General features: G+C 66.9%; 22 protein-coding genes. 18 read left to right on the top strand and 4 right to left on the bottom strand.

The genetic code is table 11. The features are described from left to right. Positions 1-21 precede the first annotated feature (21 nt). From M3M28_RS05680 to rbfA, 3 genes are all read left to right on the top strand, one after another. Positions 22-303 carry a YlxR family protein gene (locus M3M28_RS05680; RefSeq protein ID WP_249387842.1) on the top strand — a complete coding sequence of 94 codons (282 nt, stop codon included), beginning with the start codon at positions 22-24 and terminating at the stop codon, positions 301-303. Between the two features lie 70 nt (positions 304-373). After that, entirely contained in the window at positions 374-3,259 is a 2,886-nt protein-coding gene (gene infB, locus M3M28_RS05685) for a translation initiation factor IF-2 (protein WP_249387843.1), read from the top strand. Then, positions 3,252-3,683: a 30S ribosome-binding factor RbfA gene (rbfA, locus tag M3M28_RS05690; protein WP_249387844.1), complete on the top strand. Its 432-nt coding sequence runs from the start codon at positions 3,252-3,254 to the stop codon at positions 3,681-3,683. The genes infB and rbfA overlap by 8 nt, the downstream gene beginning before the upstream one ends. 10 nt (positions 3,684-3,693) lie before the next feature. Here rbfA and M3M28_RS05695 read toward each other — a convergent pair whose 3' ends face one another. Both M3M28_RS05695 and M3M28_RS05700 read right to left on the bottom strand, forming a co-directional pair. Next, the gene (locus M3M28_RS05695) at positions 3,694-4,584 is read right to left on the bottom strand and encodes an HhH-GPD family protein (RefSeq protein WP_249387845.1); all 891 of its coding nucleotides are present in this window, start codon (positions 4,582-4,584) and stop codon (positions 3,694-3,696) included. Continuing rightward, on the bottom strand, positions 4,581-5,573 hold the full coding sequence (locus tag M3M28_RS05700) for a ketopantoate reductase family protein (RefSeq protein ID WP_249387846.1): 993 nt from the start codon (positions 5,571-5,573) through the stop codon (positions 4,581-4,583). The genes M3M28_RS05695 and M3M28_RS05700 overlap by 4 nt, the downstream gene beginning before the upstream one ends. Before the next feature lie 39 nt (positions 5,574-5,612). On the opposite strand from M3M28_RS05700, the gene truB reads away from it, so the two are divergent. From truB to M3M28_RS05720, 4 genes are read left to right on the top strand one after another with little or no spacing between them, the layout of a single operon-like run. Further along, positions 5,613-6,563 carry a tRNA pseudouridine(55) synthase TruB gene (gene truB, locus M3M28_RS05705; RefSeq protein ID WP_249387847.1) on the top strand — a complete coding sequence of 317 codons (951 nt, stop codon included), beginning with the start codon at positions 5,613-5,615 and terminating at the stop codon, positions 6,561-6,563. Beyond that, complete coding sequence (locus M3M28_RS05710; protein WP_249387848.1) at positions 6,560-6,919, top strand: hypothetical protein; 360 nt, start codon at positions 6,560-6,562, stop codon at positions 6,917-6,919. The genes truB and M3M28_RS05710 overlap by 4 nt, the downstream gene beginning before the upstream one ends. Next, positions 6,919-7,341 (top strand): hypothetical protein, encoded by a 423-nt coding sequence (locus tag M3M28_RS05715; protein WP_249387849.1) that lies wholly within the window; start codon positions 6,919-6,921, stop codon positions 7,339-7,341. Before M3M28_RS05710 ends, M3M28_RS05715 begins: the two co-directional genes overlap by 1 nt. Next, positions 7,338-8,270, top strand: coding sequence for a bifunctional riboflavin kinase/FAD synthetase (locus M3M28_RS05720; protein ID WP_249387850.1), 933 nt, complete (start codon positions 7,338-7,340; stop codon positions 8,268-8,270). The genes M3M28_RS05715 and M3M28_RS05720 overlap by 4 nt, the downstream gene beginning before the upstream one ends. Here M3M28_RS05720 and M3M28_RS05725 read toward each other — a convergent pair. After that, a complete protein-coding gene (locus M3M28_RS05725) occupies positions 8,263-8,898 on the bottom strand; it encodes a maleylpyruvate isomerase family mycothiol-dependent enzyme (RefSeq protein WP_249387851.1) in 636 nt (211 codons plus the stop codon). The two genes, M3M28_RS05720 and M3M28_RS05725, sit on opposite strands and share 8 nt — an antisense overlap. 210 nt (positions 8,899-9,108) lie before the next feature. Between M3M28_RS05725 and M3M28_RS05730 the strand changes: the two genes are divergently transcribed. Then, entirely contained in the window at positions 9,109-11,268 is a 2,160-nt protein-coding gene (locus M3M28_RS05730) for a DEAD/DEAH box helicase (RefSeq protein ID WP_431193862.1), read from the top strand. 74 nt (positions 11,269-11,342) lie between these two features. Further along, positions 11,343-12,866, top strand: coding sequence for an aspartate ammonia-lyase (locus M3M28_RS05735; protein WP_249387852.1), 1,524 nt, complete (start codon positions 11,343-11,345; stop codon positions 12,864-12,866). A 6-nt stretch (positions 12,867-12,872) separates the two neighbouring features. On the opposite strand, the gene M3M28_RS05740 is transcribed toward M3M28_RS05735, so the two are convergent. Further along, a complete protein-coding gene (locus M3M28_RS05740) occupies positions 12,873-13,277 on the bottom strand; it encodes a hypothetical protein (RefSeq protein WP_249387853.1) in 405 nt (134 codons plus the stop codon). Positions 13,278-13,331: 54 nt separating this feature from the next. On the opposite strand from M3M28_RS05740, the gene M3M28_RS05745 reads away from it, so the two are divergent. The 9 genes from M3M28_RS05745 (at position 13,332) to dapB (ending at position 22,835) form a co-directional block, all read left to right on the top strand. Continuing rightward, positions 13,332-14,522, top strand: coding sequence for a PrsW family intramembrane metalloprotease (locus tag M3M28_RS05745; protein WP_249387854.1), 1,191 nt, complete (start codon positions 13,332-13,334; stop codon positions 14,520-14,522). After that, positions 14,519-14,887: an FKBP-type peptidyl-prolyl cis-trans isomerase gene (locus M3M28_RS05750; protein WP_249387855.1), complete on the top strand. Its 369-nt coding sequence runs from the start codon at positions 14,519-14,521 to the stop codon at positions 14,885-14,887. Before M3M28_RS05745 ends, M3M28_RS05750 begins: the two co-directional genes overlap by 4 nt. Before the next feature lie 111 nt (positions 14,888-14,998). Then, entirely contained in the window at positions 14,999-15,268 is a 270-nt protein-coding gene (gene rpsO, locus M3M28_RS05755) for a 30S ribosomal protein S15 (protein ID WP_249387856.1), read from the top strand. Between the two features lie 107 nt (positions 15,269-15,375). Continuing rightward, the gene (gene ppk2, locus M3M28_RS05760) at positions 15,376-16,317 is read left to right on the top strand and encodes a polyphosphate kinase 2 (RefSeq protein WP_249387857.1); all 942 of its coding nucleotides are present in this window, start codon (positions 15,376-15,378) and stop codon (positions 16,315-16,317) included. An 82-nt stretch (positions 16,318-16,399) separates the two neighbouring features. After that, the gene (metB, locus tag M3M28_RS05765; RefSeq protein ID WP_249387858.1) at positions 16,400-17,560 is read left to right on the top strand and encodes a cystathionine gamma-synthase; all 1,161 of its coding nucleotides are present in this window, start codon (positions 16,400-16,402) and stop codon (positions 17,558-17,560) included. Between the two features lie 252 nt (positions 17,561-17,812). Then, positions 17,813-20,074 carry a polyribonucleotide nucleotidyltransferase gene (locus tag M3M28_RS05770; protein WP_249387859.1) on the top strand — a complete coding sequence of 754 codons (2,262 nt, stop codon included), beginning with the start codon at positions 17,813-17,815 and terminating at the stop codon, positions 20,072-20,074. A 73-nt stretch (positions 20,075-20,147) separates the two neighbouring features. Then, on the top strand, positions 20,148-21,494 hold the full coding sequence (locus M3M28_RS05775) for a M16 family metallopeptidase (protein ID WP_249387860.1): 1,347 nt from the start codon (positions 20,148-20,150) through the stop codon (positions 21,492-21,494). Beyond that, a complete protein-coding gene (locus tag M3M28_RS05780; RefSeq protein WP_249387861.1) occupies positions 21,491-22,090 on the top strand; it encodes a histidine phosphatase family protein in 600 nt (199 codons plus the stop codon). The genes M3M28_RS05775 and M3M28_RS05780 overlap by 4 nt, the downstream gene beginning before the upstream one ends. Positions 22,091-22,112: 22 nt before the next feature. Next, positions 22,113-22,835 carry a 4-hydroxy-tetrahydrodipicolinate reductase gene (gene dapB / locus M3M28_RS05785; protein ID WP_249387862.1) on the top strand — a complete coding sequence of 241 codons (723 nt, stop codon included), beginning with the start codon at positions 22,113-22,115 and terminating at the stop codon, positions 22,833-22,835.

Below are 22,835 nucleotides of genomic sequence, written 5' to 3' on the forward strand. Positions count from 1 at the left end.
GTGCGCCGACGGGGGAGTAGTATGGATGCAGTGCGAACGTGCATTGGATGTCGCGTGCGCGCCTCACAAGAACAACTCATCAGAGTTGTCGAGGTATCTGGAAGGCTCCAGCTCGACTGGAACCGGACACTGCCCGGCCGAGGCGCGTGGTTACATCCTCGTGTTGACTGCGTAACTCACGCGATCGACCGAAAGCAGTTCCGACGCGCGCTGCGCGCCGGGGAGCTGGATGACAGCGCCCTTCGTTCGTACCTAACTGCACTACCAGCAAAGGTTGTTGATCGGACTATGGACCAATCATGAGTGGCTCGCGATGAGGCACAACCGTTAATTGGTCTGCTCCCGTCAGGGGCAGACCCTGATGAGGAGAACTGTGGCAAAACCACGCGTACATGAGATCGCCGCCGAGATGGGCGTCGAATCTAAGGTCGCACTCGCGACCCTGCAGGAAATGGGCGAGTTCGTAAAGACTGCGTCCTCGAGTGTCGAGCCTCCCGTGGCTCGTCGCCTGCGAGACGAACTGAAGCGCCGCGCCGAACAGGGCGGCGCCGACAGTGCTGCCGAGGCGCCGAAGCCGGCTGCAGCAGCAGCCCCTGCAGCCCCGAAGCCTGCGACGGGTGCACCGAAGCCCGGCGCTCCGAAGCCCGGCGCTCGTTCGGCCGCTCCGAAGCCCGGCGCAGCAAAGCCCGGCGCAGCGAAGGCAGCGCCAAAGGTAGATAACCGTCAGCAGTCGGCCCCGAAGCCGGCCGCGAACAAGCCCGCTGAGGCCGCCGCCCCGAAGCCGGCCGCTCGCTCGGCGGTCGCGCCGACGCCGACTCCGAAGCCCGGCGAGGCACAGGCCAAGCCCGCCCAGGGCGGCGCCAAGCCTGGGCAGTCGGCCGCGGCCAAGCCCGGTGCGGCTGCGCCGAAGCCTGGCGCTCCGAAGCCCGGCGGCGCTGATGGCAACAACATCCCGCGTCCCCGCGGCCCGCGCCCGGGCAACAACCCCTACGCCTCGTCGCAGGGCATGGGCGCACGCCCGCGCCCCGGTAACAACCCCTTCAGCCCCAAGCAGGGTCAGGGTGGCGCACCGCGCCCCGGTGGCCCCCGTCCTGGTGCCCCGAAGCCGGGTTCCGTTGGCGGTCGTGGTCCCGCTGGTCCGGCGCGTCCGGGTCAGCCCCGCGTGCTGCCCGGTGAGCGACCCCAGAACGCCGGCGGCGGCCGCGGTCGCGGCGGCGCTGGCGGTGGTGGCGGTCGTCCCGGCGGCGCCGGCGGCGGCGGATTTGGTGCGCCTCGCCCCGGTGGCGGCGGCGGACGTCCGGGCCCCGGTGGCCGCGGTCGCGGTGGCACCGCTGGTGCCTTTGGTCGCGGCGGCGGTAAGTCGAAGGCACGTAAGTCGAAGCGGACGAAGCGGGCAGAATTTGAGATGCGGGAGGCGCCGTCGATTGGCGGCGTGAAGGTTCCCCGCGGTGATGGCGAGACGCGCATCCGGCTGCGTCGCGGCGCATCGATCTCGGACTTTGCCGACAAGATTGATGCGTCGCCCGGTGATCTCGTAACGGTGCTGTTCCACCTCGGTGAGATGGCGACCGCGACGGAGTCGCTCGACGAGGGCACCTTCGAGGTGCTCGGCGAAGAGCTCGGCTACAAGATCGAGATCGTGTCGCCCGAGGACGAAGACCGCGAGCTGCTCGAAACCTTCGACATTGACCTCGAGGGCGAAGAGGAGGCGGAGACCGACGAGGACCTCGAGATCCGTCCGCCGGTCGTGACCGTGATGGGTCACGTCGACCACGGTAAGACTCGACTGCTCGACGCGATCCGTCGCAGCGACGTTCAGGCTGGCGAGGCCGGCGGCATCACCCAGCACATTGGTGCCTACCAGGTGTGGGGCGAGCACGAGGGCGTCAAGCGCGCGATCACCTTCATCGACACCCCGGGTCACGAGGCCTTCACCGCCATGCGTGCCCGTGGTGCGAACGTCACCGACGTTGCGATCCTCGTGGTCGCGGCCGACGACGGCATCATGCCGCAGACGATTGAGGCGCTGAACCACGCGAAGGCGGCGGGCGTGCCCATCGTGGTCGCGGTCAACAAGATCGACGCCGAGGGTGCGAACCCCGACAAGGTGCGCGCCCAGCTGACCGAGTACGAGCTCATCGCTGAGGAATACGGTGGCGACACTATGTTCGTTAACGTTTCGGCGAAGACCGGTGAGGGTGTGCGCGAGGTCATTGACGCCGTGCTTCTCACCGCCGACGCCGAGCTCGACCTGCGTGCGAACCCGAACAAGGACGCCCGCGGAACGGCGATCGAGGCGAAGCTCGACAAGGGCCGGGGTGCGGTCGCGACCGTGCTCATCCAGTCGGGTACCCTCCGGGTCGGCGACTCGATCGTTGCCGGTACGGCGTACGGTCGTGTCCGCGCGATGCTTGACGAGAACGGCGAAGCGGTCGAGGCCGCCTACCCGTCGCGTCCCGTGCAGGTGCAGGGTCTGAGCTCGGTGCCTCGCGCCGGCGACACGTTCCTCGTCACCGAGGACGACCGTACAGCCCGTCAGATTGCCGAGAAGCGCGAAGCGGTCGAACGCAACGCGCAGCTCGCGAAGGCTCGCAAGCGCATGTCGCTCGAGGACTTCACCCGCGCGCTCGAAGAGGGCAAGGTGCAGTCGCTCAACCTCATCATCAAGGGTGACGTCTCCGGTGCCGTCGAGGCGCTCGAGGACTCCCTGCTCAAGATCGAGGTCGACGACTCGGTGCAGCTGCGCATCATTCACCGCGGTGTTGGTGCGATCAGCGAGTCGGACGTCAACCTGGCGACCATCGACAGCGCCGTGATCATCGGCTTCAACGTTCGTCCCGACCAGAAGGCACGTGCTGCCGCGGTTCGCGAGGGCGTGGACATCCGCTTCTACTCGGTCATTTACGACGCGATCGATTCGGTCGAGCGTTCGCTCAAGGGCATGCTCGAGCCGGAGTACGAGGAAGTCCAGTCGGGCGTGGCGGAGATCCGCGAGATCTTCCGCTCGTCGAAGTTCGGCAACATCGCCGGCTGCCTCGTGCAGTCGGGCACGATTACCCGCAACGCGAAGGCTCGCGTCATCCGCAACGGCGTTGTCGTTGGCGATGGCCTTGCCATCGAGTCGCTGCGCCGCTTCAAGGACGACGTGACCGAGGTTCGTGACGGCTTCGAGTGCGGTATCGGCCTCGGCAAGTTCAACGACATCCAGATCGGTGACGAGATCGAGACCACGGAAATGGTGGAGAAGCCCCGTGACTGACAACGCCCGGGCAGCACGCCTGGCCGACCGCATCAAGGTGCTGGTGGCGAAGACCCTCGAACGGGGAGTCAAAGACCCCCGTCTCGGCTTCGTCACCATCACCGACGTGCGAGTCACGGGTGATCTGCAGCACGCGACCATCTTCTACACGGTGTACGGCACCGACGAGGAGCGGGTCGAGTCGGCCGCCGCGCTGAAAAGCGCGACGGGCATGATTCGCTCCGAAGTGGGCCGCAACCTCAACGTGCGGCTTACGCCGTCGATTGAGTTCGTGCTCGATGCCCTGCCCGACAACGCGGGTCGTATTGACGACCTGCTGGCGCGGGCTCGCGAAGAGGATGCGCGACTCGCGTCCGAACGCGACGGCAAGGGATTCGCGGGAGAATCAAACCCCTATCGCGACTCTGACGACGAGCAGGAATAAGCTCCATCAATCAGTGCGGGAGGCGAAGGAATTCGTCCTCCCGCACTGCTAGTTGGTCGCGCACCAGCGCATCCGCGAGGCGGGTGACGCGTTCCGAGAACTCGGTGTCGAGGGCGCCGAGCTCTTGGGGGAGCGCCTCCTCGACCACTCCCTCGTCGCGCTCTCGCAGGAGGCGCATGATGCGGCCCCGCAGTTCGCGGTCCGAGCCCGCAAACTTCGCCTGCGCGCGGCCCGGCGCCGGCATCTCCGGGTTGCCTGCTAGGTGCCACTCGCACAGCTCTGCGACCGGGCACGCCTCGCACGCTGGCGCGCGGGCGACACAGATCACCGCGCCAAGCTCCATCGAGCCGGCGTTCCACGAGGCTGCCGCTTCGGCCTCGCTCGGGAGCACCTCGAGCATCTCGGCGTCGTCGCGTCGATGATTCGGCAGCCACGCGTGCTGCTGGCCGTGGAGCGTGCGCGCGAGCACGCGCCGCACGTTCGTGTCGACGACCGGCACGACTTCGCCGTAGGCAAACGACGCGACCGCAGCCGAGGTGTACGGGCCGATGCCCGGCAGCGTGAGCAGCGCATCCCTGCTGCGGGGTACTTCGCCACCGTGGTCGACGACGATCGCCTGCGCGCAGCGGCGCAGGGCAACTGCCCGGCGCGGGTAACCGAGTCGGTCCCACGCCCGAATCACGTCGGCGTCGCTCGCCGCGGCAAGGTCGGCGGGCGTCGGCCACTTCGCCATGAACTCGAGCCACTTCGGCAGCACCCGAGACATCTGCGTCTGCTGGCTCATGACCTCGCTCACGAGAATGCCCCACGGGCTGCAGTCGGGCTCGCGCCAAGGGAAATCGCGGGCCGTGCGGTCGTACCAGTCGATGACCGTGCCGACCAGCGCATCCTTCGAGGTCATGCCGTCACCCTGCGCGCGAGCTCACGGGGCGGCAGGAAGCGTCCCGTCGCCGAAACGTCGTGCACGAGCCGGGTGAGGCGCTCGTTCAGGGGAGCGGCCAGGCCGATCTCCGCCGCGCTGCGCACGACCTCGCCGTTCAGGGCGTCGATCTCGGTGGGCTGGCCGCGCCGAATGGACTGGAGGGTCGAGGCAGGGTTCGGGGTTGTGCCGAACATTCGGCCGAGCTTGCCGCGCACCACGTCGAGCGCGAAGCCGTCGCGCACGAGATTGGCGAAGTGCGGATGCATGCCGGCGACGCGCGAGAGGCGGATGCGCCGCGCGTCGGCGACGGCGAGGAGTTCCTCGAGCGACACCGCGAGGATGGGCGCGAGCAGGGGATGCGCGCTGACCCATTGCACGCTGAGGCCCGTGATCGCGGGCAGCGCATTGACCTGATTCAGTAGGAGCTTCATCCAGAGCAACCCGTCCAGGTTGTCGGAGGCGGCCGCGGGCAGGGCGGTGCTGAACGCCGCGGCAAGCTCGCGTGCGTCCGCGTATCCGCCGGGGTCCATGGCCGCGACGGTCAGCTTGCCGGGGCCGGTCATATGAATTTCGGCGTCACCCAGATTCGTGGCGGGGAACGTCGAAACGAGTCCGTAGACGCCTTCGACTCGGCCGAGCAGCCGGGCCACCTCTTCCGGTCCGCGGACGCCGTTCTGCGCGACGACCAAGGGCGTCGTACCGATCGCCGTCGTTTGCTGCTCCACGGCGGCGGCCGTCTGGTAAGTGCGCACGGCCAGCAGCACGACGTCGGAGTCCTTCGCGACCCGCCCGCTCGCGCTGACCGGCGCCGAGAACGTCCCGTGCACCCCGCGCAGCCGGATGCCGTGCTCGCGTACCGCGGCGAGCGTTGAGCCGCGCGCCACGGCATGCACCTCGTGGCCGGCGCGGGCCAGGAGCGCCGCGAGCGTTCCGCCAACCGCGCCGACGCCGATCACTGAAACTCGCATCGACTCAGCCTAGCGACGCGCGGGCATAGAATCGTACGGATGTCTCCACGTTCCGAAGGCCCGCACGGCCTGCTGCTGCTCGACAAGCCGTCGGGTATCACGAGCCACGACCTCGTCGCCCAGACGCGGCGCGCGCTCGGCACCCGTAAGGTCGGCCACGCCGGCACCCTCGACCCGATGGCGACGGGGCTCATGCTGCTCGGGGTGGGCGACGCCACCCGGCTGCTCACGTACCTGGTCGGAGAAGACAAGGTGTACGAGGCGACCGCCAGGTTCGGCATCGCGACGAACACCGAGGACGCCGACGGTGAGGTCACGAGCCTCGCCGCACCCGAACAGCTCCGGGCCATCACCCACGACCGCCTCGAGACAGCCCTCGAGAAGCTGCGCGGCGAGATTCAGCAGGTGCCGAGCGCGGTGAGCGCGATCAAGGTCAACGGCGTGCGCAGCTACAAGCGAGTGCGCGACGGCGAGGAGGTCGAGCTCGCGGCACGCACCGTCACCATCCAAGAGCTGCACGTGCTCGGCACCGAGTTCCGCGAACTCGGGCTCGCCGACGGCACGACGCAGCCGGTGCTCGACGTGCGCCTGCGGGTCGGTTGCTCCTCGGGAACCTATGTTCGGGCGATCGCGCGCGACCTCGGCAATGACCTCGGGGTTGGCGCCCATCTGACCGCGCTCAATCGACTCGAGGTCGGAGACTTCCGAGTTGCCAACGCGACGACGGTGAGTGACGAGCAACTCGAGAGCCGGCTCGTTTCGCCTGCCAAGGTGGCGACGACTAGATTCCCCTCGTTTGTCGCCGACGGGGCACAAGCGAGCGCGCTGCGCAACGGCCGCCGCATTGCCGCACCGGCCGGCACCGAATCGATCGACGGGCCGATCGCGGCGCTCGACGCCGAAGGCGACCTCATCGGCCTCATCAAGATCCGCGACGGCGAGAGCAAGATTCTGATGAACATGCCGCAGCGGAGCGTGAGCGGCGCATGATCGAGTGGTTCTCGTGGGCCCAGTTCGCGGTGGCGATCGCCGCGGGCATCCTGTGCCTCGTCATGGCGATCGCCGACCGCAAGCCGGGCGATCTCACGGTCGGCTCACTAGCCCTCGTCGAGGTGCTCCTCATCGTCCAACTGGTCGCCGTGCTCATCGCACCGGCGGCCGGCAACCCGATCCGCGGCGACGGCCTCGAGTTCTGGATGTACCTCATCGCGGCGCTACTGCTGCCGCCACTAGCCGGACTCTGGGCGATCATCGAACGCGTGCGCTGGTCGAACGCCGTACTCGCGGTGGCCGCGTTCGCCGTCGGGGTTATGGTGATCCGGATGCAAACCATTTGGGTGGGCTGATGGGCAAGTCACGGATCCTCGTCGCCGTCTACGTCGTGCTCTTTCTCGCGGCAACCGGCCGGAGCACCTTCCAGATCATTCGCGAATTCGATGTCGCGCCGCTCGCGTACACGCTGAGCGCCATCGCCGCGGTCGTCTACCTCCTCGCGGGCATCGCGCTCGCCCTCGCCGGCCGCAGCGCGGTCTGGCGCCGACTCGCGTGGATCGCCCTCGGCTTCGAGTTCGTGGGAGTCATCACGGTCGGCGTGCTTTCCGGCCTCGACCCCGAATTGTTTCCCGCCGCAACGGTCTGGAGCGGCTTTGGACGTGGCTACCTGTATATTCCTCTCGTGCTTCCTCTCGCTGGTTTCTCCGTGCTCGAGACACGCTCGCGCGCCGAACGGGCTGAGCCGGCCGGATTCGTCGCGGGGGTGACCGCGTGATTCTCGTCAACGACCCCGCAAGCTTCCCCGCGCCGCTTCGGCCGAGCGTGGTCACGATCGGCAAGTTCGATGGCCTTCACTGCGGCCACCGCGACCTCATCGCCTGCGTGCGCGAGGAGTCGCTGGCCCGCGGCCTCACGAGCGTCGTCGTCACGTTCGACCGACACCCGGCGGCGCTGTTCGCCCCCGAGCGAGCCCCCAAGCCCGTGGTGTCGTTGCTGCAGAAGGAAGAGTTGCTCGCCGACTCCGGGGTCGACGCTACCGTGGTCGTGCCGTTCACTCGCGAGTTCTCGCAGATGAGCCCCGCGGACTTCGTTGAGAATTTCCTCATCGAACAGCTTGGGATGCGCGCGGTCGTGCTCGGCAACGACTTCCGTTTCGGTTTCAAGGGCGCGGGCGACGTCGCCTATCTGCGCGAGCGGGGTAGCGAGCTCGGCTTTGACACCATCGTCATCGACGACACCTCCGACGACGGCACGCATCGGGCGTCCTCCACGAGGATCCGCGAGCTGCTCGAGGAGGGGGATGTGCGCGGTGCCGCGACGGCGCTCGACCGGAACCATCGCGTGCGCGGCGTCGTCGTGCACGGCGCGAAGCGTGGGCGCGAACTCGGTTTCCCGACGGCGAACCTCGGCCCCGAAACGCTCGAGGGCTATGTGCCCGCCGACGGCGTCTACGCCGGTTGGCTGCTCGTCGACGGGGAGCGACTGCCCGCGGCCATCTCGATCGGCAACAACCCCACCTTCGAGGGCGTTCCGCAGAAGCAGATCGAGGCGTACGTGCTCGACGCGACGCTCGACCTCTACGGCAAGTCCGTCACGGTCGAGTTCGTCGACTTCATCCGCCCGATGCTGAAGTTCGACTCGCTCGAGGCGCTGATCGCGAGCCTCGGCGACGACGTCGCCCGCACCCGCGAGCTGCTCAGCTAGCGGCGAGGCGGCGTCGGTCGAAGAGGTGCATGATGATCTCGCCGGCGGTCGCATCGAGCGTCGGGCCGGAACCGATCTGCCAGCGCGCATCCGTCGCCCGAAGCGAGCGCTTGCTCGCGAGCTTGACGGCCTTGCCACCGAAAGGCATCTTGGTGCGTGCGAGCGCGACCGAGCCGGTCGAGCGCGGGCTGAGCCGCAGCTGCAGACCGAGGGCCTCGGTCACGTCGTAGGCGTGCACCACCGCCTCGGTGAGCTCGATGATGCCGTTGCGGTGATCTCCCGCGAGCTTGCTGCTCGCGATCTCACGCAGCTGCTCGACGAGCACGGGCGTCGGCGCCGCGGCCTCATCGCGGGCGAGCTGGGCGACGATGCGATTGAAGTTGAACCCCTTGCGACCGATGCTCGCGAACGCTGAGCCGACCATGTCGGAGCTGTTCAGGCCGAGCCGCCAGATGAGGTGGCCGGCGACATCGCGCACGCGCCACTCGCTGCACATGCTCGGGGCTTCCCACTGCTCGTCGTCGAGGCGGTCGAGCGTGTCGGCGAGGCGGTCGAGCGTGGTCGCGATGTGCGCGCTCCAGTCACCCGAGGTTCGCGAGGCCGGGCGCGAGAAAGACGCGTTGGACAAGGGCTGCTCGGATGCTGAATCGGGTGTCACATTGGCAATTATGGCACCTGCGTTGTCTGGCTCCGTGAGCGCGCGGTGATTCGGGTAAGATGGTTCCGACGCCCTGCGTTCCCGGATCTCTGTATGTTCCGCCGCACGGCCCCCGACGTTCTGAAGTCACCCGCGAGTCGCAGGTTTTCGGCCCGCGGTTTCACCTGTTGAAGGAGGCGCATGTCGCCGAAATCGCACACGCACATGAGCACGCAGTCCACCCGGCGCCGCCGTTCCAAAGGCGATAACACCGGCGTGATTCCGCAGCTGGCCAAGGCGGCCCGCGAGGTCGAGGCTGCGGCAATGCGGGGACGTATCTCACCCTCGATGCGCACGAGGTTCCAAGTTGTTGGCCTCCTCGTGCGCGAGGAACGCGCCCGCCTCAAGACCGACACGTCGGTGCCGGCGGGGGAGCGCAACGAGTCGCTCAAGCGCCTCGACGGCCTCGGCGCGATTCTCGCGAAGACTGCAGCTCGAGACACGACGCTGCTCAACCTGCTCAAGGAAGACGCGCCGACGACGCCCCAGGCTCGCGAGCTGCGCAAGCAAATGCTCTTTGCCGGCGGCGTCGACATGGTGGTCGACGAAGAAGAAGAGATGGCACCCGAGGCGCAGACGATGCTGCTGCCCGAGAGCATTCGCGAGCGTCAGGTGATGCCCCCCAGCGTTAAGGCGCGCGTGCGTTCGAACCCGTTCCTCTCGCCGGATCTCACGCAGATTCGGCCACCGAGCCACCACTACACGCGGCTTGCCAACTGGGAGCTGCTCGGCCCGCTACTCAAGGCCTTCGCGACCGGCGCCGGTGGCGGTGCCGCGTCGATGGAGCTACCGGATCCGCCGCGCTTCGACCGCGTGTCGCCCCCGTCGCTCGAACTCATGCCGCACCAGGCACAGCTGATCGAGGCGGTTCGTCAGGGGCAGCGTTCGGTGCTGCTCGCCGATGAGCCGGGCCTCGGCAAGACTGCCCAGGCAGTATTGTCAGCGTCGGTGGCCGGCGCGTATCCGCTGCTCTGCGTCGTACCGAACGTGGTGAAGACGAACTGGGCGCAGGAGGTCGCGCGGTGGACGCCAACCCGCCGCGCCACCATCATCAGCGGTGACGGCAACGACATCGACGCCTTCAGTGACGTGTTCATCGTCAACTACGAGATCCTCGACCGTCACATTGGCTGGCTGCAGCGCATCGGCCTCAAGGGCATGGTGGTCGACGAGGCGCACTTCATCAAGAACCCAACCTCGCAGCGAAGCCGGCTCGTGCTGCAGCTGGCCCGCAGCATTCGCAGCCGTGTGCCGGGCGTCGACCCGCTCATGATGGCGCTGACGGGCACCCCGCTCATCAACGACGTCGACGACTTCCGTGCAATCTGGCAGCTGCTCGGCTGGCTAGACGGCGATCGCCCCGCTCCTGTGCTGCTCGACGCCCTCGACAAAACTGGCCTCGTGCCGAGCGACGCCGGCTTCGCAGCGGCCGCCCGTCGCGCCGTCATCGACCTTGGCATCGTGCGTCGCCGCAAGGTCGACGTCGCGAAGTCGCTGCCCGCCAAGCGGGTCGTCGACATGCCGGTCGAGCTCGACACCGACGAGGGCGCGTCGATTCGACGCGCTGAGCGACTGCTCGTCGACCGCCTCCTGGCCCGCTACTCGCGGATGCTCAGCGCGGCCGACCTGCCGCAGACGACGATCGATGAAAACCGTCTTCGAATGCTCGCCCGGCAGGAGGTCGAGGAGTCGAAGGCCGCGAGCGCCGGCGACTCGATCTTCGCGATGCTGCACCGCATCGGTATCGCCAAGTCGCGGCTCGCGGCCGAGTACACGGCGCAGCTCGCGCACTCGGTCGGCAAGGTCGTGTTCTTCGCGAAGCACATCGAGGCGATGGACCGGGCCGAGGAAGTATTCGAGGCCGAGGGCCTGCGCGCGGTGCACATCCGTGGCGACCAGACCGCGGCGCAACGAGACCGCGCCATCGACGCGTTCCAGCATGATCCCGAGGTCAAGGTCATCGTGTGTTCGCTCATGGCCGCCGGCGTCGGCATCAACCTGCAGGTCGCGAGCGATGTTGTGCTCGCCGAGCTCAGCTGGACCGCCGCGGAGCAGACCCAGGCGATCGACCGCGTGCACCGCATCGGCCAGGACATCCCGGTGACGGCTTGGCGCATCATCGCGTCGCAGACGGTCGACTCGCACGTGGCAGAGCTCATCGACGCGAAGCAGGGCCTCGCCTCGCGCGCGCTCGAGGGCACCGACATCGGCGAGGTCTCGAGCGACGACATTCAGGTGGACGCGATCGTCAACCTGCTGCTGGAGCGCCTTCGGATCTACCAGAATGGAGCCGACGCGTAGCGGGGTTGCAAAAACGAACGTCTTTCACATTATGCTGGTAGCCGAGGCATCGGAGCCAAACGCAACGAAGGTGGATGACATTGTCAACGTCTGATCAGTTCCGCATTGAACGCGACTCGATTGGTGAAATCAAGATTCCTGCGAACGCCTATTGGGGCGTCAATACCGCGCGTGCGGTCGAGAACTTCGACATCGCGCGACGTCAGATCAGTGTGTACCCGGACTTCCTGGTCGCATTCGCGCAGGTGAAACTGGCCGCCGCGCGCGCGAATCAGGAGATCGGTCTGCTCGACGCCGAGCGAGCGGGCTATATCGAGCAGGCCTGCCAGGACATCATCGACGGCCAGCTGCACGATCAGTTCGTCGTCGGCGTGATTCAGGGCGGCGCGGGCACGAGCTCGAACATGAACGCGAACGAGGTCATCGCGAACCGTGCGCTCGAGCTCGCGGGCCGCGAGTTCGGTGACTACGCGTACATCTCGCCGAACGACCACGTGAACGCGTCGCAGTCGACCAACGACACCTACCCCTCAGCGGTCAAGCTCGGTCTCGTCCACTCGACTCAGAACCTCATCGCCGAGTACAAGCTCCTCCAGGACGCCATCATGAAGAAGGCGTTCGAGTTCAAGGAGGTGCTCAAGGTCGGCCGTACGCAGTTGCAGGACGCCGTGCCGATGACGCTCGGCCAGGAGTTCCACGGCTTTGCCACCACGCTCGGCGAGGACATCCAGCGCCTCGAAGACGTCGAGCCGCTGCTGCTTGAGCTCAACCTCGGCGCCACGGCCATCGGCACACGCATCAACGCGCCCGCCGAGTACCCGGCGGCGATCATGCGCCACCTGCGCGAGATCACCGGTTACGAGGAGCTTGTCACCGCGACCGACCTCATCGAGGCGACCAGCGACACTGGCGTGTTCATGTCGCTCTCAAGCGTGATGAAGCGTGCCGCCATGAAGCTCTCGAAGATCTGCAACGACCTGCGCCTGCTCTCCTCGGGCCCGCAGGCCGGCCTCGGCGAGATCAACCTGCCTGCTCGCCAGGCCGGCTCGTCGATCATGCCTGGCAAGGTCAACCCCGTCATCCCCGAGGCCGTCAGCCAGGTGGCCTTTGTCATCGCCGGCTCCGATGTCACGGTCGCGTTCGCTTCCGAGGCGGGCCAGCTGCAGCTCAACGCCTTCGAGCCGGTCATGATGCACACGCTCATGCAGAACTCGGTCTGGCTGCGTCGCGCCATGCGCACCCTGCGCGTGAACTGCATCACGGGCATCACCGCCAACCAGGAGAAGACCGAGGCGCAGGTCGCGGCGTCGGTCGGCCTCATCACGGCGCTCAATCCCGTCATCGGCTACGCCGAGGCGTCGAAGATCGCGAAGAAGGCGCTGGCCACCAACGCTAAGGTCGTCGACCTGGTCGTCGAGGCCGGTCTGCTCGAGCGCGAGCGCGTGATCGAGCTGCTCCACCCCGAGGCCCTTGCGGGTCGCTTCCCGGAGCCGACTTCGGTTGGCTCGCTGACCGAGGCTGAGATCCTCGAGCAGGAGCGTCGCATCGACTCGCTTGACCCGAAGGAACTCGCCGGGCCGATGCACGAACTCGTGTAGCTCGGGTTACTCGTTCAGATTGCGATCGTCGGCGCCATGCTCATCGAGCATGGCGTCGTCGTCGTTATCGCTGAGGTCGTCGAGCGCCTCGTCGCGAAGGTCGGCGGCCGTCACGATCGTCTCGGTCTGGCGCTGACGGTTGCGCTCGTTTGCCTCGTTGAGCTCCTGGCGGAGCGATTCGGTCGTGTGCACGAGGCGTGACGGAATCTCGCGCGAGGTCTCGGTCACGCGATTGCCTACGCGGTGCAGCGCATCCACGGCAGAGTCGAGGCCCTGCTGCGCAGCCTCGGTCGTCTTTTTCGCTGCCTCGGATTCGGCAACACTCGCCGCGGCCGCTCTGATCTGCTCGTAACGGGCGCGACCGGCCCGGGCACCGAATACAAATCCGACTGCGGTTCCGAGAAGAAACATGGCTCGCTTCATGGCACTCAATCTACCTGGCGCTGAAGCAACTACGCTGGGCGGATGCCAACGAACGAGGTGCCCGAGCTCGCTGAGGGAACGACCAAAGTTCCTCTTCGGCTTCCCCGTGATCGGCGGGGGCCATTCATCTGGATGATCGTGCTGTCGATCGTCCTCACACTCGGCCTCATCGCCGTCGGGTGGCTGCTCGTCAACTGGCAGCTCGACGCGATCGTCATGGCGATCCCCGCCCTCATTCCGCTCACGCTCGTGCTGCTAGCCGTACACTTCCTCGACCGCTGGGAGCCCGAGCCGACGATCCTGCTCGTCCTCTGCTTTGTTTACGGAGCCGGCGCGTCGATCCTCGGCACGCTCACGGTCGGCAACTTCCTGCTCGAGGTGACGAACACCTACGCCCGAGACTCGGTTGGCCTCGCCGCCTGGTCGATTCTGCTGCAGGGCCCGTTCGTCGAGGAACTCGTGAAGGGCGTCGGCGTCGCGGTGCTCCTCATCATCGCGTGGCGGGAGGTCAACGGGCCACTCGACGGCTTCGTCTATGCGGCGGTCATCGGCGCTGGCTTCGCGTTCACCGAGAACATCGTCTACTTCGCTTCGTCGGGCTCGACCGGGCTCGAGTTCGTGTGGCTGCTCGTGGTGCGCGGCATCCTCTCGCCATTCGCGCACGTGATGTTTACCGGCGTGATCGGGCTCGCACTCGGCTGGGCGGCGCAGCAGCGCAAACCCCTGCAGTTCGGCATCGCCGGCGTGCTGGGCCTCGTCATGGCCGTGGGCCTCCACGCCTTCTGGAACGGCGCGAGCATCTATCTGCTGCCGCTCATCGGCGTGGATGCGCAGAACCCGTTCGCCTGGATCATCTCCTACGGGCTCTTTCAGCTTCCGCTCTTCCTCGCCTTCGGCTGGCTGCTCATGCAACTCCAGCATCGCGACCGCCAGATCATCCGCAATCGGCTCGACGAGTATCGCCGAGCGGGGTGGTTCACGACGGCCGAGGTCGAGATGATCACGAACTGGCAGCTGCGCCGCAAGGCGATTCACTGGGCGCGGGAACAGTCGCCCGAGCAGGGGCGCGCCATGAAGAACTTCGTCGAGGATGCGACCAGGCTCGCGTTCGCGCGCGAGCACGCGTCGATCGACAAGCGCGACCCGCATCGCCGAGCCATCGAAAAGTCTCTGCTCGCGGTCACCCGACGTGACAGAAAAGACCTGCAAGATATGGTTCGATCGAAGGCATGACTGAACTCACAAAGCCCGAAGTTGAATTCCCCGACGGTCCGGCCCCGACCGAACTCGTCATCGAAGACGTCGTCGTTGGCGAGGGCGCCGAGGCGCAGGCCGGCGGCACCGTCAATGTGCACTACCTCGGCGTCGACTACGAGTCGGGCGACGAGTTCGACTCGTCGTGGTCGCGCGGCCAGTCGGTCGAGTTCCCGCTCGCGATGCTGGTCAAGGGCTGGCAGCTCGGCATCCCCGGCATGAAGGTCGGCGGCCGCCGCAAGCTCACGGTGCCCCCGGCACTCGCGTACGGCGAGGCGGGCCAGGGCCACCCCCTTTCGGGTCGCACCCTCATCTTCATCATCGACCTGCTCGGCGCCAAGTAACGCCCTTCCGTGCTAACATTCTGAGGTTGCCGTGAAATCGGCCGCGGACAAAGAGAGTCGTGGGAGTCCTTCCCTCGACGCCGCGCAGCGAACGAAAGGGGCTCACCGCCAATGGCGCTGAACGCAGAAAAGAAGCAGTCGATTATCGCCGAGTACGCCACCCACGAGGGTGACACCGGAAGCCCCGAGGTGCAGGTTGCGCTGCTGAGCGCCCGCATCAACGAGCTCACCGAGCACCTCAAGGAGCACAAGCACGACTACCACTCGCGTCGTGGCCTCCTCCTGCTGGTTGGTCAGCGTCGTCGTCTGCTCAAGTACCTCACCGACGTCGACATCGAGCGTTACCGTGCGCTCATCCAGCGCCTGGGCCTGCGCCGCTAGGTTCAGGAACCCAAGCTTTGTGCTACTGCTGTGCCCCACGTCTTCGGCGTGGGGCACAGTTGTCTCAGTAACCATCGCCGCACCGGCACCGCACCAGGGGAGTAGCTATGTCCGAAACCACGAAGGCGAGCAAAGCCGACGACGCGAGCACCTACCGGCTCAATCGCGCGGGAGTGCCCGACACGACGCCCGAGGTCGACGAGCTCGCCGAGCTTGCCGGCCGCCAGCCCGGCAATGTCGACGCCTGGAAGCAGGGCTACCCGTACAGCCGCAAGCTCACGCGTGCCGTGTACGAGCGGCAGAAGCGCTTGCTGCAGATCGAACTGCTCAAGTTGCAGACCTGGGTGAAGGAGTCGGGCGCGAAGGTCGTCATCATCTTTGAGGGCCGCGACGCCGCCGGCAAGGGCGGCGCGATCAAGCGTTTCATGGAGCACCTCAACCCGCGCGGTGCCCGCACAGTCGCGCTTGAGAAGCCGACCGAGAAGGAAGCCACGCAGTGGTACTTTCAGCGCTACGTCGAGCACCTGCCCTCCGCGGGAGAAATCGTGCTCTTCGACCGGTCTTGGTACAACCGTGCCGGGGTTGAGCGGGTCATGGGCTACTGCACCCCGACCCAGTACCTCGAGTTCACGCGATCAGCGCCCGAGTTTGAACGGATGCTCGTGAACTCCGGCATTCACGTCATCAAGTTCTGGTTCTCGGTGGGGCGTGCCGAGCAGCTCGCGCGCTTCGCCGCTCGTCGGGATGACCCGGTACGCCAGTGGAAGCTCTCGCCGACCGACCTCGCGTCGCTCGACAAGTGGGACGAGTACACCGCCGCCAAGGAAGCGATGTTCTTCTACACCGACACCGCGGAGTCGCCGTGGACCGTCGTGAAGTCGAACGATAAGAAGCGCGCGCGGCTCGAGGCGATGCGCTATGTGCTGAACCAGTTCGACTATCCGAACAAAGACAAGGCGGTCGCTGTCGGGCCCGACCCGAAAATCGTCGGTTCGCCGCGGGTGGTCTACGACGATGGTGAGCGCCCGGAACAGTTTCCCGTCGTGTGACGGAATGCGTCGAACGAAGTCGGCGACAGTTGCTGCTCGTAGCTAGGGTTACGGGCAGCAACGACCGTTTTCCAGGAGCATCATGACTGAGTTTTCGAGCCTCACCCGCGCAACCCGCGCAGGCATTGAGACCGACACCGCGCAGGGCGCGGTTGTCCCGCCGCTGTACCTTTCCTCGAACTACACCTTCGCGAAGTTCGGCGAGCCGCGACGGTTCGATTACACCCGCTCCGGAAACCCGACGCGCGCCGTGCTCGGCGAAGCGCTCGCCGAGCTCGAGGGCGGCGCCGGCGCGACGGTTGTTGCCACCGGCATGGGTGCCGTGACGCTCGTCACCGTTGCGCTGCTGCAGCCGGGCGACGTTGTGGCTTACCCCCACGACTGTTACGGCGGCACCTGGCGCCTGTTTGAGCAGCTCGGCGCGAAGGGCCTCTATCGCTTTGAGCCCGTCGACTTCACCGACGTTGAGGCGGCGAAGGCGCGCGTGGCGCAGCTCCAGCCGAAGCTCGTCTGGCTCGAGACCCCGTCAAACCCGCTCCTGCGCGTGACCGACGTCGAGGCCATCTCGGCGGCCGCTCACGACGCCGGCGCGCTCGTCGCGGTCGACAACACTTTCCTCACGCCGCTCGCGCAAAAGCCTTTTGAGCTCGGTGCAGACGTGGTTGTGCACTCCGTCACCAAGTACCTCAACGGTCACTCCGACGTCGTGCAGGGCGCCGTCATCGGCCGCACCGCCGAGCTGGCAGAGCGCTTCGACTGGTGGGGCAATGTGCTCGGTGTCACCGCAAGCCCCGCCGACTCCTACCTCGTCATTCGTGGTCTGCGCACCCTCGAGGTGCGGTTCGCCCGCCACCAGGAAAACACGATCGCGGTGGTCGACGCGATCAAAGACCACCCCGCCGTGCAGCAGCTCAACTTCCCGGGCCTCGCCGAGCACCCCGGTCACGATCTCGCAAAGCGCCAGCAGGCGGGCTTCGGCGCGATGTTCTCGATCGACCTGGTCGGCGGCGAGGATGCTGCGCGTCGCTTTGTCGAGGCCGTCGAACTCTTCTCGCTCGCCGAATCACTCGGTGGCACGGAGTCGCTTGTTGCGCATCCGGCAACCATGACCCACGCGTCGATGACGCCCGAGGCACAGGACGCCGCCGGCATCACGCCAGGCCTGCTGCGGTTCTCGGTCGGCATCGAGCCGGCCGAAGACCTCATCGCAGACCTCAAGGCAGCGCTCGACGCCGCCCTCTAGGCTTCCTCAGCCTCGACGCCACCCCGCCAATTCGCCGATCGCGATGGTGGGGTGGCGTTCGAAGTTTCCGCGCCCCTCGCTGCTAGGCTGGGGGAGTTCGTACAAATTCGCACGCGACTCAGCATTGCTGATTATCGGTGGTGGCGAGCCGGACGCGCCTCAGGCGCGACGCCGGAGCGCAATTACTGATGGTCAGCCGAGGGAGTCTCGTCAGGTGTTGTGTGCGTGCGAGCGACACTAAGGAGGAGACCTTTGGAGGGTCCCGAAATCAAGTTCGCCGAAACCGTTATCGACAACGGTAAGTTCGGCACCCGCACCGTCCGCTTTGAGACGGGCCGCCTCGCGCAGCAGTCACAGGGCTCGGCAGTCGCCTACCTCGACGACGAAACCATGCTGCTCAGCGCGACGAGCATCTCGAAGCACCCGAAGGAGCACTTCGACTTCTTCCCCCTCACGGTTGACGTTGAGGAGCGCTCGTACGCCAAGGGCGCGATTCCCGGCTCGTTCTTCCGCCGCGAGGGCCGTCCTTCGACCGAGGCGATCCTCGCGTGCCGTCTCATCGACCGCCCGATGCGCCCGTCGTTCGTCGACGGCCTCCGCAACGAGGTGCAGATCGTCGTGACCGTGCTGTCGATCGCCCCCGACGAGACCTACGACGTGCTCGCCGTCAACGCGGCATCGATGTCGTCGCAGATCTCGGGCGTGCCGTTCTCGGGCCCGATCGGCGCCGTGCGCATTGTGCTCATCGACGGCCAGTGGGTCGCGTTCCCGAAGTACTCGCAGCAGGAGCAGGCCGTCTTCGAGCTGACCGTTGCCGGTCGCCTCGTGACGAACGCCGACGGCACCGAAGACATCGCCGTGATGATGGTCGAGGCGCAGGCGCCCGACAACGCCTGGGAGCTCATCCAGAACGGCGCCCAGAAGCCCGACGAGGCGGTCGTTGCTGGCGGCCTCGAGGCATCAAAGCCCTTCATCACCCAGCTCATCAAGGCACAGCAGTCCGTTGCCGACCAGGTGAACAAGGAGATCAAGGAATACCCGGTCTTTCCGGCCTACACCGAGCCCGTGCGCGCGCTCGTCGAGGCCGAGGCGAAGGACGAGCTCGGCAAGGTCTACCAGATCGCCGACAAGATCGAGCGCCAGAACGCCGACGACGCCCTCAAGGCTCGCGTGACCGAAGCCGTTGCTGCCAAGGTTGAGGCGGGCGAGCTCGAGGACTCGGCGCTTGGCCAGGTTTCGGCCGCCTACAAGTCGGTCACGAAGGACGTCGTTCGCGGTCGCATCCTCACCGACGGACAGCGCATCGACGGCCGCGGCGTCGCCGACATCCGTCAGCTCGACGCCGAGGTTGAGGTTGTGCCGCGCGTGCACGGCTCGGCCATCTTCCAGCGTGGCGAGACGCAGATTCTCGGCGTGACCACGCTGAACATGCTCAAGATGGAGCAGCAGATCGACTCGCTCAGCCCGGTTGAGTCGAAGCGCTACATGCACCACTACAACTTCCCGCCGTACTCGACCGGTGAGACCGGCCGCGTTGGCTCGCCGAAGCGTCGCGAGATCGGCCACGGCAACCTCGCCGAGAAGGCGCTTCTTGCCGTGCTGCCCACGCGCGAGGAATTCCCCTACGCGATCCGTCAGGTGTCGGAGGCGCTCGGCTCGAACGGCTCGACCTCGATGGGTTCGGTGTGCGCTTCGACGCTCTCGCTGCTCAACGCCGGTGTGCCGCTGCGCGCGCCCGTCGCGGGCATCGCCATGGGACTCGTGTCGGCTGAGGTCGACGGCGAGATGAAGTACCAGGCGCTCACCGACATCCTTGGCGCCGAGGACGCCCTCGGCGACATGGACTTCAAGGTTGCCGGTACCTCGGAGTTCGTCACCGCGCTGCAGCTCGATACCAAGCTCGACGGCATCCCCTCGGAGGTGCTCGACGCGGCGCTGCAGCAGGCGCACGATGCCCGCATCAAGATCCTCAACGAGGCGATCACCGCCGTGATCTCGGAGCCCGATGAGATGGCAGCCACCGCGCCGCGCATCATCTCGGTCAAAATCCCCGTTGACAAGATCGGTGAGGTCATCGGCCCCAAGGGCAAGGTCATCAACCAGATCCAGGAAGACACCGGCGCCGACATCTCGATTGAGGACGACGGAACCGTGTTCATCGGTGCGACCGACGGCCCCTCGGCCGAAGCTGCCCGTGCGCAGGTCAACGCGATCGCGAACCCGCAGGTGCCCGAGGTCGGCGAGCAGTACCTCGGTACCGTCGTCAAGCTCGCGAGCTTCGGCGCGTTCGTCTCGCTCCTGCCGGGCAAGGACGGCCTGCTGCACATCTCTGAGGTGCGCAAGCTCGTCGGCGGCAAGCGGGTCGAGAATGTCGAGGACGTGCTCTCGGTCGGTCAGAAGCTGCTCGTGAAGATCACGAAGGTGGACGACCGCGGCAAGCTCTCGCTCGAGCCGGTGCTCGAGGAGGGCGAAGGCGCCGACGAGGCTGAGGCCGAGTCGACCGACGCCGAGTAACCACACCTGGCTGAGTAAAGCGGCCCGTGCATCGCACGGGCCGCTTTCTCTATTCGGCTAAACTCGAGCCGATATGTCTGCACCCATCTTGCTGCCACTCAATACGACTCACCTCGACGAAGAGGTCGCCGGAGCAGCCAGGCTTCAGCGGACGGTGCTGCCAAGCGGCGTGCGACTCATTACCGAGGATGTGCCAGGCGCCGCATCCGTGTCGATTGGCTGCTACGTTCCGCTCGGCTCACGCGACGAACGCGACCGCGAGTATGGTTCGAGCCACTTCCTCGAGCACTTGCTGTTCAAGGGCACGCCGAGCCGCGACGCCCGCACCATTGCGCTCGAGTTCGAGCGCGTCGGCGGCGACTTCAACGCGGCCACGTCGCGCGAGCAGACCGTCTACCACGCCCGTGTGCGTGCGGAGGACCTCGGCATGGCGATCGACGTGCTGAGCGACATGCTGACCGGTTCGCTACTCGACAAAGACGAGTTTGAGCTCGAGCGCGGCGTGATCCTCGAAGAGATCGCGATGAGCGCGGACGACCCCGACGACGTGCTCTGGGAGCGCTTCTACGGCAACTTCTTCGGCAACCACGAGCTCGCCCGACCGATCGCCGGCACACCCGAGAGCATCGAGTCGGCGACGCGAGACGAGGTCTGGGACTTCTACCGTCGCAACTACCGACCCGACACCCTCGTCGTCGCGATCGCGGGCCGCGTCGACCACGACGCCTCGCTGCAGCGGCTCGAGCAGGGCCTGCGCGCCGGGGGCTGGGATTTGGACCTGACAGCGTCGCCCGTGGCCCGCCGGTCGGCCGAGCCCTCGGGCGAGCTGACGCGCCACCGCGCGATCGAGAGCATTGAGCGCCCCCTCGAGCAGACCAACCTGATCCTCGCCACCCCGGGGCTTATCTCGGGTGACGACCGGCGGCACGGCTTCGGGCTGCTGCACCACATCCTCGGTGGCGGCATGTCGTCGCGCCTGTTCCACGAGGTGCGCGAGCGCCGCGGGCTCGTGTATTCGGTCTTCTCGTTCGCCGCGAGCCACGCCGACGCCGGCGTCACGGGCGTCAACGCCGCGTGCCTGCCCGACAAGGTGGCGGAAGCGGTGCGCGTGATTCGGGATGAGCTCGATCGCGTCGCACAAGAGGGCGTGACCGAGTCCGAGCTTGCCGACGCCAAGACGTCGGCCGCAGGCGGGGGAGCGCTCGCCCTCGAGTCGATGCACTCGCGCATGAACCGCCTCGCCCGCGCCGAACTGGCGCTCGGAGAATTCCTCGATCTCGATGCCTCCGTCACCCGACTCGGCGAGGTCACGCGCGAGCAGGTGCAGGAGGTCGCGGGCATGTTGCAGGGCGAAATGACCATCGAAACCATCGGGCCCGTGACCGACGAGGCACGGGCCGAGCTGGAGGCCCTCGCATGAGCCACTTTCTCTACCTCGTGCGGCACGGAGAGGTTCGCGACGCCGAGTTCGGCATCACCGACGGCCCGCTCTCGGAACGTGGCCGCCAGCAGGCGCACGCGCTCGGCAAGCGACTCGCCGACGTGCCCTTCGACCAGGCGTTCACCTCGCCACTCGATCGCGCGCTCGAGACCGCGAGCATCCTCGGCAACTACGTACAAGGCCCTCCGGTCGAGCAGACCAATCTGCTCTTCGACTGCATCCCGTCGTCGTCGAAGGACGCCCCGGACAGCTACGACGCGTTTTTCTCAGGCGTCGACGAGGAGGACATCGAGGCGGGCCAGGCGCAGATGCAAGACGCCGTCTCAACGTTCCTGACCCGACCGCGGGAAGACGTGCACACCCTCCTCGTCACCCATAACTTCGTCATCGGCTACCTGGTCGCGCACGCGCTCGGCATGCCCGAGTGGCGCTGGCTCACCCTCGGCAGCGGTAACACCGCCCTCACGGTGCTGCGCCTGCGCTCGACGCGGCCAAGCGAACTCACCCTCTTTGGCTCCACGGCACACCTGCCGCGCGAAATGCGCACCGGCATGACGTGGACTCCGGCCATCTAGCAACCCCAGGAGTACCTCACACATGACAGTTTCCGTCGCCATTAGCGGGGCCACCGGCCGCATGGGCACGCTCATTCGCGGCCTCGTCGACGACCTCGACGGCTTCGAGGTGCACGCCGCCCTCGACTCGTCGTCGGCGCTCGATGAGATGCTCGGCGCCGACGTGCTCATCGACGTGACGCATTTCGACGTCTCGGAGCGAGCCACGCGCTTCGCGCTCGAGCACGGGCTCAACGTCATCGTCGGCACGAGCGGCTGGGGCCAAGACCGCCTCGCTGAGCTCGAGTCGACGATTCCCGCCGAGCGCGGCGTGCTCGTCGTGCCGAACTTCTCGGTCGGCTCGGTGCTCTCGACGCACCTCGCGTCGATCGCGGGCAAGTTCTACGACTCGATCGAGATCCTCGAGGCGCACCACGACCGCAAGGTCGACTCGCCGTCGGGCACCGCGGTGCGCACCGCCGAGGCGATTGCGCATGCCAGGGGCAGCGAGGTCTCGTCGCCGAATACCGATCAGCGCGCGCGAGGCGAGATCGTCGCGGGCATCCCCATCCACGCCCTGCGCCTGCGCGGCGTCGTAGCCGACCAGCAGGTCATCTTCGGTGGTGAGGGAGAACTCGTGAACATCCGCCACGAGACGCTGAGCAACCGCGCATACGTGCACGGCATCACCCTGGCGCTGCAGCAGGCGTCAACGCAGCGTGGCCTGACCGTCGGCCTCGACGCCCTGCTCGGGCTGGGGGGCTAG

Origin of the sequence: Gulosibacter sediminis (assembly GCF_023370115.1) — a bacterium.
GTDB lineage: Bacteria > Actinomycetota > Actinomycetes > Actinomycetales > Microbacteriaceae > Gulosibacter > Gulosibacter sediminis_A.